The organism is Nostoc sp. 106C (assembly GCF_002154725.1).
Classification (GTDB): Bacteria; Cyanobacteriota; Cyanobacteriia; order Cyanobacteriales; family Nostocaceae; genus Aulosira.
In genome coordinates this window covers 16566-29456 of the sequence record NZ_MTAW01000166.1, presented here as the reverse complement: position 1 = coordinate 29456, position 12891 = coordinate 16566, and the positions used below count along the sequence as shown (strand labels likewise).

The following is a 12891-nucleotide window of genomic DNA, read 5'->3' as shown; positions in this document are numbered from 1 at the left end:
AACTGTCAGCAGTGAAGATTCTCTTTATCTGCCTAAAACTTCTATCTTCACAGGTGCAACGCCACTGCCCATCATGCCTAAAATTCGAGCTGCACCAGCAGAAAGGTCAAGAATTCGACCTCGAATGTAGGGTCCTCGGTCGGTAATAGACACCACTACAGAACGACCATTGTGGGTGTTAGTCACACGAACTCGTGTACCAAAAGGTAAGCTCCGATGGGCGGCAGTCATTCCTTCTGGATGAAATCTCTTACCACTGGCAGTACGGCTGCTCGAACCATCATATCCATACCAGGAAGCGATGCCACTCAGTGTAATTCGCACTGGCCCAATGGCAATCTCTTTGGGCAACTTTGGCATTGATAAGGTGGAACGAACTGGTAAATTAGAAATCTCGCTGATGGGAGATGCATTGCCGATGAGTCTGCGCATACGATTAGTCGCTTGCAATGCATCTTGCGCGAGGTCATTGGTGGGATTTGCTAGTCGGGTATTCTCATTAATTTCCACCAATTCTTCGCCATTTACCTTGATCGTATAGCGATCGCCTTTTTGTTGGGAGGAAGCAGCTTTATTTTGGGCTTGATTGGCAACTTTCGATTCGCCGCCTCCTTTCCAACTAACTTTAATCTGGCTGGCGTCCACATTGTCCCGAAGCAACTGGTTGATTTTCGCTGCTATTACACCAGCTTTTTGCACCGGGTCATTTTGAGCCGCAGTAATTTGGTTACCCACATCCGAGATATTTCCAATACTTGCCACCTTGGTTGAGTTGCTAGCAAGAGGGGCGTACATTTGTACGCCCCCAGAGTTTTCAATTGAGCCAACTTTACTATCAGCACTCCCAGCTGGTAAAGAACTCAGAAAGGTAAGAACAGGAATATTTCGGATAAAAAGGGTTGCCGCCTGACGTCCTCCAATGCTGTGAGGATGAATTTCTGCGATCGCAGCATCAGAAGTAGGTTTCCCTGCTGGGGATTGATACTCTCCTACCTTGACAACATCACCTGCTGGTGGTTGTTGGGAAGCAAGCGCAGTTCCCTTGGTACTTTGAGTGCGACCGACTGAGGGCATCCCTAAAACAGTCAGAAACAGGGCGACAATAGTCCACAAATGTCTTTGATTCATGCGTCCGATTTTAAAGCGACTGTAGAACAGAAGTTTTACGGTTCGTGGGAATTTAACCACAGTAAAGTGACGACCCCTACAACTCGAACTCGTTCCGCTTTCACTTTTTGTTCATAACTGCAACAGACTAACACGAACCTATGAGCTTGGGGATCAGGGTTTTAGCGTAAGTCTTGGTAACTTTAGCAAATTTAAATTCTGTTTTCAAGCCTCAAACCTTTTTCAAATGCGGATTTCAACTGTGTAACGTTTTTATTGATAAGTAAAACTTTTCTTATGAAAAATTAACATTTTCCAGGCTTGAAATTGAGCCAGCTACCTGAAAATATTTGCCCAAATATCGCACCTGTATGTAATTATCTGCCTCCCAATATTCATGTAGATAAAAATTAGTAACTTCATAACTTCATATTTTTGATATTGCGAATAAATACTTAAAAATATTATTTTTAATAAATCTTTGTATTTACTTTTAAGTATTTTGTAACAGGAGTTACAGCTTATTTATTCTAAAAAAAACATATTCTTAAGAATACTTCATAAAGTTATGATTGCTACATAGAAAATGATTATAAAAACTTTATAATATTTAAATATTAGTTATATAAGATACTCAAACTAACCGTATTACTAAGAGCTTATAGAGGAAAAAAGGGTATGTAGTATTTTTTACAAGTAAAGAAAATATATCAAAAGAATTATGACAAATAATATAAGTACGTGTGGATTAATTTGCCAATTGAGAAAATAGAATCACATTTGTGCTTACAGTAGTTGAGCGAGTATGATTTTTTAGCACAAGCTGTAAGCCTCATGGCAACTCAAGGAGATTTAGAAACAGTCCCATCACCCTATTCAGATGTTCTTGAAGACTTGTATTCCAAGTACAAGTTACTCAAAGAAGGTGCAGTCACAAACTACATTCCAGAATTAGCAAAGGTAAATCCCGACTCGTTCAGCATCTGCATTGTTACCATAGATGGGCAGATTTACGAAGTTGGGGATTACGAGCAACTATTTACCATTCAGTCGATTTCCAAAGTATTTGCATACGGACTGGCCCTTGAAGATCATGGAAGAGATTATGTTTTGACCAGGGTAGGCGTGGAACCGACAGGAGATGCATTCAACGCCATTATCCTCGATGAACAATCAAATCGACCATTAAACCCAATGGTAAACGCCGGGGCGATCGCTACCACTAGTCTAATCAAAGGTTCTGGCCCCACTGAACGCCTCAACCGAATGCTAGAAATGTTCAAACGATACATCGGACATGATGTATTTGTTGATATTTCTGTATTCACCTCAGAACGCAGTACTGGACATCGCAACCGCGCAATGGCGCATCTCATGCTCAACTTTGGCATGATTGACCAGAATATTGAAGAGTCCTTGGATCTCTACTTCCAGCAGTGTGCGGTAATGGTAAATTGTCGTGATTTAGCAGTAATGGCGGCGACTTTAGCTAACAAAGGTATCAACCCGATTACGAACGAACAAGCAGTACATAAAAGTTATATTAAAGACATTTTGAGTGTTATGTACACTTGTGGAATGTATAATTTTGCTGGTGAATGGGCTTACAAGGTCGGTATTCCTGCGAAAAGCGGCGTTTGTGGCGGAATTATAGCCGTCGTCCCGCATCAGATGGGAATTGCAGTATTTTCGCCACCATTGGATAAACGTGGTAACAGTGTGCGGGGTGTTAAGGTATGTGAAGAACTTTCCCAGCAGCTAGGTTTACATCTATTTGAGTGTTCCAGTAAAGGCTCAAGTTTGATGAACCCTGCTTTAAGTCATCCGTGACAGAGTAATAGCCGAATAGAACTCATGACAGTTAATTGAAAGCGATCGCCATTGTTCGACATTTAATTAAGGTAGCAGTTAGAACAAAGTAAGAATCTGTACTTTTAAATTTTGTTTTAACGAGAAAATATCATGGCTGAAGAAAAGACCTATCTTGAGCTTTCAGAGGCTAGTGGCAGCTCCCATAAATTTTATGAAGTCATCGTCAAAGATACGCAAGTAAGTATCCGCTATGGTCGCATTGGCGACTTAGGACAGACTCAAACTAAAACTTACCCCACCCCAGATAAAGCTAAAGCAGACGCGAACAAGAAGATCAAAGAAAAGCTGGCAAAAGGTTACGAACATGCTGTCATGGGTATGCGCCAGAAGCGTCCCGTTACACGGCGCGCAGTCACCAGTACCACATCGACAGCACAACAAGCCCCAATCCTCTGGAAATTTAACTCTAATTCCGCCGCCTTTGGAATTTTTATTGACAGTAATCGTTGCTGGGTAGGAAATCAAGTCGGTCAAGTTTTTGCGCTAAATCACCAAAGTCAAGTTATCAATCAGTTTAAGCTTCCCGATGGTGTTAAATGTTTAGTTGCTGATGATATTTGGATTTATGCTGGCTGCGATAACGGCAATGTCTACGATCTCACGGGGAAATTACCACGTATTGCTTATGAAATTGATGAAAATGTTGATATTTTCTGGCTTGATATCAAAAACGGTTTATTAGCAGTGTCCGATGCGAACGGTGGTGTCACCACCATCGATCATGATGATGAGTCGCAGTGGACTCGTTTAAGCCAAGGTAATTCTGGCTGGATGGTACGTTGTGACGAAGTTGGTATCTATCACGGTCATAGTCAAGGTGTGACTATGTATGATAACAAAGACGGTCGGATGCTATGGCATCAAAAGACTGGCGGCGGTGTACTATTTGGTTGGCAAGAAGCATCAGCCGTTTATGCTGGTGCAAGCGACCAAAAGATTTACTGTTTTAGTAAAAAGGGTGAGGCTGGCCCAGTCTACAAGTGCGATGCTGCTGTGTACTCTTGCGCTACCGCCTTAGATGAGAAGTATGTGTTTGCTGGTGACAATAGTTCTTCTATTTACTGCTTCAACAAATCAGGAGAACGCCTTTGGAAACTTGGAACTGGTTGCGGTTCGGCCTTATCTATGCAGTTTTTTGAAAATCGCATTTATATTGTCACCACCGATGGCTCTCTCGCTTGTATTGATACTAGTGAAGCCGCTATCCAAGCTGCCCAAGTGGGTACAATTCCGCAAGCAGCTATTATTAAAGCACCAGCAGCAGAAGGCGCAGCACCCTCCGCAGTTGTGGAAACTACAACAGATACAACTCAAGGAGTAATTGTTGAGTGCTTTCGGGAAGGGAATAAACTCAGGGTGCGCGTTATCTCGCCAGGATATAACTCGAAGTGGAAAGTACAGTTTCCTAAAGATATTCGCCAAGAGGGTGAATGTTATCTTGTCGAAGAAATACGCGAGTCAGCTAGTGGTGGCTTCTACCGCGCCTACGGTAATATTAAAAAATTAATTAATTGATTTAGCGATCGCCCAGCTAGTCCTGGAATACTAATTGAGTAATTTACCTGTTGCATAAGTCGAAGTTTTGCATATTGTGATTTAAAATCCACTAAGAATGGTTTAGTGCAGCGGATTTCTCACAAATATTGTCAAAAAATTCACGCAAAGGATGGTTACTTCTATGCAACTTAAACCCAAGAAATTGGGAATTACTCCCACCACTGATTCTGAGTAAAGAATTCAGTTGGGGTCTCTTGGAGGTTTTAGATGAAGCAGCATCAGCGTTTAAATTCTCAGCTATCGGAAGTTATTTATACCTCCGAAAGTAAGTTGAGACATCCCATAAAATTGGGTAAACAAATGTGGCGAGACTTGCTAGCTTCTCGTGAACTGGCTTGGCGACTGATGGTAAGAGATATTAGTGCACAGTATCGTCAATCTTTTTTCGGAATAGCTTGGGCTTTTTTACCACCAATTATTATGGCATCGGGATTTACCCTTGCTCATGATGCCAATGTCATTAATATTCAGGCTACAGATTTGCCTTATCCAGCTTATGTGATGTTCAGCACGGCATTATGGCAAACATTTGTGGAAGCTTTAAATGGGCCAGTGCAAGCTGTGACACTAGCAAAACCGATGTTAGCAAGAGTCAACTTTCCTAGAGAAGCACTGATCTTAGCAAAAATAGGCGAGGTATTTTTTAACTTTGCCATCAAGCTAATTTTAATAGTGGCATTTTTCTTCTGGTTTCATATATCTGTAACTTGGACAGTAATTCTCGCGCCAGTAGCAATCATCAATTTAGTTTTGCTGGGAGTATTTTTTGGCATTTTATTAGCACCATTAGGAGTATTATATCAAGATATATCTAGAGGTTTAACTTTAATTACAGGCTTTTGGCTGTTTCTAACTCCAGTAGTGTATCCAGTGCCAAAACAGGGAATTTTTGGTTTTTTAGTACAGATTAATCCTGTCACTCCTTTACTAGTAACAGCAAGAGAGTTAGCAACCACAGGAGTGATATCAGACCCTTATCGTTTTTGGCTGGTAAGCGCAATTAGCTTAGTAGGCTTAATAATAACCTGGGTTACTTTCCGTTTAGCTATGCCTTTTGTGGTTGAAAGAGTTAGTTCTTAAAAATGATTAATTTAAGAGATAATTCTGAATTACTAATTTCCGTTGACAAAGTTTCTAAGAAGTTTTGTCGAAACTTAAAACAGTCTTTAATGTATGGTGTGCAAGACATTTGTCAGGAGCTAATAGGTAGAAATAGAAACAGTGAAAATCTACGTCCACAAGAATTTTGGGCACTAAAAAATGTCAGCTTTGAACTACGACGGGGAGAAGCCTTAGGATTAGTGGGAGCAAATGGAGCCGGAAAAAGTACCCTGCTACGCATTATTAGTGGTTTGATTAATCCTGATACTGGCTGTGTGAAGGTTAGGGGAAAATTAGCTCCATTAATTGCTTTAGGAGCAGGGTTTAATCCGATTCTTACAGGGCGAGAAAATATCTATGCTAATATGTCAATTCTAGGTTTATCTACTAAAGAAATAGCAGAGAGATTTCAAGATGTCATAAATTTTGCTGGTATTGCAGATGCCATTGATGCACCTGTACAGACTTATAGTTCTGGTATGGCGGCTAGATTGGGTTTTGCTTGTGCAGTTCACATCGAACCAGATATTTTACTAATTGATGAAGTGTTAGCTGTTGGCGATATCAATTTTAGAGTCAAATGTTACAAGAAACTAGCAAAACTTAGAGAAGGTGGGACAGCTTTTATTTTAGTTTCTCATAATCCTCATGTTGTCTTGAATGTATGTGAAACTTCTCTATATCTTTTCAAAGGCGAATTGATTAAATATGGCGAGACAGAAACAGTAATTCGTCAATACGAAGAAGATTTAAGTTTAGCTGGTACAGAAACATCTTTAGGAATGATGTTTCTACCAGAAAAGCCACAGAGTGAAAGCTTAGGGGTAGATATTATTTCTCTGAGTTTTAAAGATGCCCAAGGCAATATACTTGCGGCTCCTCTTTGTGGGGAATTAGCTTATTTATGCGTAGAATGCAAATCCTACAAAAAAGTTGATTATGCAAATTTAGGTGTAGCTATTACCGCTTTATCTGGACAAAATGAGCGAATTTTATATATAACCTCTGCCAGCGATAATGAACCTTTAAATATACTTCCCGGAAGAGTTGAAATCCAGATGCAGATGCCCTACTTTTGCTTATTACCCGGTTTATACAGTGCCAAAATATATATAAAAGAAGGTGTGTGTTCTTTTGATATAGTTGAATATTTTCGATTCACTGTTAAAGCCAGCAAGATTACTAGCCGTTCGTTATTTTATCAACCACGGAAGTGGAAAGTTATTAGTAAAGGTAGAATTTGAAATATCAACCACAGATGCACACAGATAAACACAGATAAATTTGGGCTAGTTCTAGAACCCTAGTTAAAAATAATATGTAAGTAGATGAAATTAATTCAAACTAAAATTCCCTCTACCTTCTGCCCTCTGTCTTAGAAATCTCAATTTTTCTCTTGTATAAGGTTGTTCGGCGTATTTATCCACCAGACATCGCTTTGAGTTTTGATGTGAATGATTCAGTGCGATCGCTCTTATCGGGAGTAAATTGCCCAATTGCCCGATGATTGACACCAGCTGGCAGTAGTTGCTGTGGTTTATTATTGACTGGAGAAACTGGAGAATTAAGCTCAAGGCTATTTTCCGGCTTGAGGCTGGGTTGTAGTAGTTCAGAATCCCCTTGAGTCATGGCAGCATTGGTAGCACTAGGTGCAGAAGATAGTACAACGTCTTCTGTATCCTTACTAGTAAGTTGCGTTTCTGCTTCACGCACCACTTTTAACGGCGCAAGTTTTTTTTGGCTATAGTCACGATCCACCTTGGTTGGTGATGGATCGGTGTTCACAGATGAGGATGCTAAATGATAATTAGTCTTCTCAATAGTGGTGATTTTCTTAGCAGGATATAAAACTGGGGTTGAAATTGAGGTTAAGCTTTCAGGAAATTTGCTGCAAATCAGGCGTTCAAATTCCATGTTGAAATGATAGGTAGCCTGACCTCGCCGTTGCCAGAAGTTTAAAATTTGCTGTACGGACACTGCTTTATAGCGGCCTTGATACAATGCTTCGATCACTGCAATGTGTATCCACTCAAGTGGGTAATGGTGTTTCCAACGTCTAATTAGCTCACTGACACTATAACCACTGAGGTCAAAGCTATAGTGAGTTAATAAGGCAGTTGCCAAGTCATTAGCAGTGTCTGTAACTGGTTTTAACATCGAGCTATGAGCTTCAGACATAAGTTATATTTTCTACCCATTGCTTATAGGCAAAAGAGCTTTTAGCTATAGGGTTTTTGCCCAAGTATTTTTAAATTAATAGGAAATGTTTCTTATTCTACTTGGTCAATTGGTTGTGTGCGAGACGATATATGGTGATTTAATTGCGGTTGTACGCTGGATAGCCACCAAAGCTTGATAAACCATAGCTGCTACTTCGGCGCGTGTCGCTTCACGAACTGGCACAAGCTGCTTAGGATCGGGATAATTCACTGCTATTTGCTGTTGGGTCGCAGTGGCTACAGCTTTACGGGCATATTCGGGAATCGCATTGCGATCGCTGTAAACAAGCAGGGTATCGTTATCGGCTGCTGGTAAGGCCAGCCCATTGACTAAGGAGACTACTACTTGTAATCTTTGCACGTTTTGATCTGGGCGGAAGGTGCGATCGCTAAATCCGCTGACAAAACCGCCCATAGCGGCAATTTGGATTGCCTTAGCAGCCCAAAAATCCTTGGCTACGTCAGTAAAATCGATGGCTGGACGTTTGGGAGTGGGGTTAAAAGCACTGGCTACTAAAGCCGCATATTGAGCGCGAGTCATCGGTTTATCTGGCTGATAGCTACCGTCAGCAAAACCTGTAGTTAGACCCATACTCACTAATGCCCGAATAAATGCTTCTGCCCAATGTCCTTTTAAGTCGCTGAAAGAAGGAATATCAACATCAGGATTGACAATATAGGGCGAAGCGATCGCTTTTTCTTGACCAATAGCTACTAAGGCCTGATAAATTATTGCCGCTACTTCAGCACGGTTGATATCGCGCAGTGGTTCTAGTTGTTCAGCTTTTGGGTAGTTGACTACTAATAGTTTTTGCGTGGCAATTGCCACTGCATTAGTAGCGTAACTAGGAATTTGAGCGCGATCGCGGTAGACGCTCAACACATTTGGGTTTCCCCCACTCCATTTCAAACCATTCACGATAGATACTATTGCCTGAATTCTTGTTAAATTTTGTCCTGGTCGAAAAGTCCCATCAGGGAATCCACTGATAAAGCCCATATTGGCAGCACGCAAGATAGCTGATGCCGCCCAATAGTCGGGTTTTACGTCCGTAAAATTACTGACTTTGCTACCATTGGGTGGTGGAAAAGTCTTGGCAATTATAGCAGCGTACTGGGCACGAGTGATCGGGGCATTTGGACTGAAGGAACCATCAGGAAAGCCACTGATCAAGTTTTTACTAACCAATGCTTCGACAAAAGCCGCTGCCCAATGTCCGCCTAGGTCATAAAAACTAGTGCCAACTGATACTTGGCTGGCAGATTCTACTGTAGCTGAAAGAAAATCTACTGCTCCTTTTACCTGGATGGGATTCAACTGATTACCGACGGAAACTAACTGCTGTGATGTGACATTTTGTAAATCGAATTCTTTATTATCGCGAAAAACGTTACCAGCAGCGTCTTGAGTGCTACCTAAATCGGGGATCGCATTACCATTCACCAACAGACCACCTTGGGTATTGTTGGTAATGATATTTTGCCGCAGTACAGGTCGTGCATCTCGGGAAAGAGCGATCGCAGTTTGATTTTCTGATAGTTTATTATTTGCCACCAAAGGAGCAGCAGAGTCACTAATTGCGATCCCCAAGGCATTTTTCTGAAAAACATTCCGCAACACTTCGCCTTTGCTATTACGTGCCATCGTTAACCCACTGGCCGCATTTTGCAAAAATACGTTATCTAAAATTGCCGGTTTAGCTGCACCGGTCGTAAATACACCTTCCCGAGCACAGTTAATAAATGTATTGTTAGCTACAGTTGGTGCTGTAGATTCGATCCAGACACCAGTACCTTTAGAAGTGGTATTTATGACGCTTACACCCCGGAGACTGGCGTCTTCCTGTAATAGCAACGTAATGTTTTGCATACCAAAGCTAGGACTCTGGTAAGCGCCATTCCCGATAATCACAATGCCAGCACCTTTGCTAGCTTCATTACCTACCACTATCACCCCCGCCGGGATCATTAGTGGAAACACCTCACCGGTAACAGTGCTATACGTTCCAGGCCCCAACTGAATAATTGTAGATTTTGTAGATGCTTTTAGAGCACGGGTGAGGCTTTTAAAGGGACTCAACCGTGAACCAGCGTTAGCATCATTCCCCTGAACAGAGTTGACATAGAATGTGGTCACGAGGGTAGAGGTCACCATTAGTTGTTGCAATTTAATTGTTTAAATTATGACAGCGATAAATAATAACCTAGTTATAATCACTCTTATAAAATAAGTACAGCTAAGTACAAAATATATCTGGGTAATTCCATATGTAGATAGCTATAGCTTACCTACCTCGTGGAGAAAATCAAGGCATGGTAAGTAGCCCTGCTAGAAAGATCGAAGCATGGGCGATCGCGAAATCAAATCTATCCAAAGCCCTAGGCAGCAAAGATACAAGCTCGTAGTAGCGATTTAGCGCTAAAGCGCTACTACGAGCCAGCTAACTTTCGTACAAAGTACCGTCTTTATGCGTCAAGATCCAACCGTCAGCAGAGGCTCGAGCCATCAAATCATTGTCTGGATAGTGAGCTTCATCATCAGCAGTTCTATCGCCAATTTCTAAATAAACTACCGCTGCTTGGGAACGATTCACCAAATGGTGTCCATTGTCCTCACCCGCGGGAAAACCTGCCATCATTCCTGGTTGAAGGATTTGCGCACCTTCGTTAGTAACTAGAGTCACTTCACCTTCGAGCACATAAATGAACTCATCTTGTCGGGTGTGCCAATGTCGTAAAGCCGAACAACTTCCTGGAGCCAGAGTCACTAAGTTGACACCGAAATTTTTCAATCCGGCTGCATTACCTACAGCTTTTTTGACTCTTCCTAATACCAAGGATTTAAATTCTTGAGGGTAAATTGTAGTTGTGCGATTAGGTACGTTTTCTGGGTTAATAATCATCTGCTTCTAGGGATCATTGCTTGTAACGATACATCAACTGAATTTCGCCTACCTCATTAGTAAAGTCCCAGCGTTGATAAAAGGGGATCATTTCTGGCAAGCAGTAAAGAGCAATTTGCTCAACTTCACATAATTGGGGATGATTAATCGCTGCATCAATCAACTTAGCACCAAGCCCCATTTTTCTGTGAGTAGGTTTGATGATGACATCGTAAACAGTTGCTCGATAGACAAAATCTGTAAGAATGCGGGTAAAACCAATTAATTGTTTGCTGTCATCAACTAAACCAATAATAATATCTGACGCAGCAAGCATCTTGGCAACATCTTGATATGTACGTTTTTTACTCCAAAATTCGTTTTTGTACAAATCAACTAATTCCACAATTTGATTGTCTGTCAGATGGTCAACAATCTGATAATTCATGAGCGGTTAAGGAATTGAAAAAGGGAACGAGCAATAAGCAGTAGAATATCGCTCATATCAATCTTGTTATCATGGCAATAAGCCGCTACCAAGAGGAGCTTAAGCCATGTTTGCCCTTGTCTCCTTAGAAAAAATTCAATTACCCTCTGGATGTGTAGTGCGGTTGCCAGCTACCTGGCAAGAGTATCAAATCCTCTGTGAGCAGCGAGGAGATGGGTCAATTCCGCGCATCAAATACCGCGATGGAGAAGTATTGCTGATGTCACCTTTACCTGTGCATGGTCGAGATGCTCATTTGATTGCCAATATCGTCGTCACTCTTTTGGATCACGATGGACGGGAATACGATGCGTTTACACCCGTGACGATGGAACTGCCCCAAGAAAGCGGCATTGAACCTGACTATTGTTTCTACATCGACAATTGGCAAGCTGTTTCCGGCAAAAAGCGGATTGACTGGCAACAAGATCCACCACCGGATCTCGTCATCGAAATTGACGTGACCAGTTATTCTGATGTCCAAGATTATCTTCCCTACCGCGTTCCCGAAGTTTGGTTATTCAAAAAGCAGCGGTTATTGATTTACCAACTGCAAGGAGAAGATTACCAACTGCAAATCCAGAGTCGCTATTTTCCAGAGTTTGACTTGCAAAGTGCCATCGCTCGCTGTGTCCAAATTGCCTATGAACGCAATACCAGCGCAGCTATCCGCCACCTTAAACAGCAACTCCAAGATTTCTCTCATTAATAAGTGGATTTAGCCAAAGTATAAAAATCAAATTTCTTCAGCATTTCTAAAAATGTAAAGACGGCCGGAATATGGAGTCCATTAGATAAAACAGCAACTGCCATAACTCTTTCTAGCGGTATTGGTAAACTATACACCTGGACATTTTGTGGAATCGGCACAGCTGCTAAACGAGGCAGAATAGCGGCTCTCAGTCCTTGATTTACTAAGCTGACAACAGTAGAGTCTTCCTGAATATTGCTAATAGTATTCATAAAGTTTGCTACCATCTTCAAGTGATTATGCAGAGGGCGTCCACAAGGTAGGCAAGATAGCAAAACTGGAGAATATACAGCTATATCTTCCCAAGTAATTGTCGAACTACTAACTTTAGCGTTTGGTGGTAGCAGCGCTACATATTCATCCCTGATAATTTCCCACACTTCAAACTCATCACTAGTAGGTAGATAGGTAATGCCAATATCGGCACGTCCTTCGCGCAAACACTGTTCTACCTCAATGTAGGAAAGACACTCTATGATTGTCACAGCAACTTCTGGAAATTGATCGTGAAACTGCGCGATCGCTTTTGGGAGTAAATGAGTAGCAACACTGCGAAAAGCTGCAATCCGCACATGACCACCGTGTAATCCTTTATGCAGATTCGCTTCTTTTTGCATCATCTCTAGATGTTGCAATGACTGACGGGCATGATATAAGATGCGCTCTCCAGCAGGTGTGAGGACAGCACCATGACGACCTCTAGCAAATAAAGGCACACCTAATTCTTCTTCTAAGGTGGCGATCGCATGACTAATTGCTGGTTGCGAAAGTTGCAATTCTAAGGCTGCCTCACTGAAGTTACCACAATCTGCTACTGCAACTACGGCTCGAAGTTGGGAGAGTTTCATGGTCAATTAATCAGATAGAAGTGAGAAAATTCCTGATTTAATTGTCTCAAAAAGATTGTATTCGTGT

11 protein-coding genes are annotated in these 12891 nt (G+C 41.6%); 5 read left to right on the top strand and 6 right to left on the bottom strand.

Going from position 1 to position 12891, the window contains the following annotated elements:
* Positions 1-24 precede the first annotated feature (24 nt).
* Positions 25-1128: a septal ring lytic transglycosylase RlpA family protein gene (locus BV375_RS25080; RefSeq protein ID WP_086765544.1), complete on the bottom strand. Its 1104-nt coding sequence runs from the start codon at positions 1126-1128 to the stop codon at positions 25-27.
* An 813-nt stretch (positions 1129-1941) separates the two neighbouring features.
* On the opposite strand from BV375_RS25080, the gene glsA reads away from it, so the two are divergent.
* The 4 genes from glsA to BV375_RS25060 all read left to right on the top strand — a co-directional run bounded on the left by glsA (position 1942) and on the right by BV375_RS25060 (position 6881).
* Positions 1942-2937 carry a glutaminase A gene (gene glsA, locus BV375_RS25075; RefSeq protein WP_086765600.1) on the top strand — a complete coding sequence of 332 codons (996 nt, stop codon included), beginning with the start codon at positions 1942-1944 and terminating at the stop codon, positions 2935-2937.
* A gap of 132 nt (positions 2938-3069) precedes the next feature.
* A complete protein-coding gene (locus tag BV375_RS25070; protein ID WP_086765543.1) occupies positions 3070-4494 on the top strand; it encodes a WGR domain-containing protein in 1425 nt (474 codons plus the stop codon).
* Positions 4495-4743: 249 nt separating this feature from the next.
* Positions 4744-5616, top strand: coding sequence for an ABC transporter permease (locus tag BV375_RS25065; protein ID WP_086765542.1), 873 nt, complete (start codon positions 4744-4746; stop codon positions 5614-5616).
* Between the two features lie 2 nt (positions 5617-5618).
* Positions 5619-6881, top strand: a complete 1263-nt coding sequence (locus tag BV375_RS25060; RefSeq protein WP_086765540.1) for an ABC transporter ATP-binding protein — start codon at positions 5619-5621, stop codon at positions 6879-6881.
* 175 nt (positions 6882-7056) lie between these two features.
* On the opposite strand, the gene BV375_RS25055 is transcribed toward BV375_RS25060, so the two are convergent.
* From BV375_RS25055 to BV375_RS25040, 4 genes are all read right to left on the bottom strand, one after another.
* Complete coding sequence (locus BV375_RS25055) at positions 7057-7815, bottom strand: hypothetical protein (RefSeq protein WP_243714043.1); 759 nt, start codon at positions 7813-7815, stop codon at positions 7057-7059.
* A 105-nt stretch (positions 7816-7920) separates the two neighbouring features.
* Positions 7921-10011: an S-layer homology domain-containing protein gene (locus BV375_RS25050; protein WP_086765536.1), complete on the bottom strand. Its 2091-nt coding sequence runs from the start codon at positions 10009-10011 to the stop codon at positions 7921-7923.
* A gap of 286 nt (positions 10012-10297) precedes the next feature.
* Complete coding sequence (locus BV375_RS25045) at positions 10298-10759, bottom strand: cupin domain-containing protein (RefSeq protein WP_086765534.1); 462 nt, start codon at positions 10757-10759, stop codon at positions 10298-10300.
* 13 nt (positions 10760-10772) lie between these two features.
* On the bottom strand, positions 10773-11186 hold the full coding sequence (locus BV375_RS25040; protein ID WP_086765532.1) for a GNAT family N-acetyltransferase: 414 nt from the start codon (positions 11184-11186) through the stop codon (positions 10773-10775).
* Between the two features lie 106 nt (positions 11187-11292).
* Here BV375_RS25040 and BV375_RS25035 point away from each other — a divergent pair, with 106 nt between their 5' ends.
* On the top strand, positions 11293-11934 hold the full coding sequence (locus BV375_RS25035) for a Uma2 family endonuclease (protein ID WP_086765530.1): 642 nt from the start codon (positions 11293-11295) through the stop codon (positions 11932-11934).
* On the opposite strand, the gene BV375_RS25030 is transcribed toward BV375_RS25035, so the two are convergent.
* Entirely contained in the window at positions 11931-12824 is an 894-nt protein-coding gene (locus BV375_RS25030; RefSeq protein ID WP_086765529.1) for a LysR family transcriptional regulator, read from the bottom strand. The genes BV375_RS25035 and BV375_RS25030 overlap by 4 nt on opposite strands.
* Between the last annotated feature and the right edge of the window lie 67 nt (positions 12825-12891).

Bases quoted from the DNA above. Each gene is read 5' to 3' on its own strand.
- BV375_RS25080 (WP_086765544.1), bottom strand. From the start codon at position 1,128: ATGAATCAAAGACATTTGTGGACTATTGTCGCCCTGTTTCTGACTGTT.
- glsA (WP_086765600.1), top strand. From the start codon at position 1,942: ATGGCAACTCAAGGAGATTTAGAAACAGTCCCATCACCCTATTCAGAT.
- BV375_RS25070 (WP_086765543.1), top strand. From the start codon at position 3,070: ATGGCTGAAGAAAAGACCTATCTTGAGCTTTCAGAGGCTAGTGGCAGC.
- BV375_RS25065 (WP_086765542.1), top strand. From the start codon at position 4,744: ATGAAGCAGCATCAGCGTTTAAATTCTCAGCTATCGGAAGTTATTTAT.
- BV375_RS25060 (WP_086765540.1), top strand. From the start codon at position 5,619: ATGATTAATTTAAGAGATAATTCTGAATTACTAATTTCCGTTGACAAA.
- BV375_RS25055 (WP_243714043.1), bottom strand. From the start codon at position 7,815: ATGTCTGAAGCTCATAGCTCGATGTTAAAACCAGTTACAGACACTGCT.
- BV375_RS25050 (WP_086765536.1), bottom strand. From the start codon at position 10,011: ATGGTGACCTCTACCCTCGTGACCACATTCTATGTCAACTCTGTTCAG.
- BV375_RS25045 (WP_086765534.1), bottom strand. From the start codon at position 10,759: ATGATTATTAACCCAGAAAACGTACCTAATCGCACAACTACAATTTAC.
- BV375_RS25040 (WP_086765532.1), bottom strand. From the start codon at position 11,186: ATGAATTATCAGATTGTTGACCATCTGACAGACAATCAAATTGTGGAA.
- BV375_RS25035 (WP_086765530.1), top strand. From the start codon at position 11,293: ATGTTTGCCCTTGTCTCCTTAGAAAAAATTCAATTACCCTCTGGATGT.
- BV375_RS25030 (WP_086765529.1), bottom strand. From the start codon at position 12,824: ATGAAACTCTCCCAACTTCGAGCCGTAGTTGCAGTAGCAGATTGTGGT.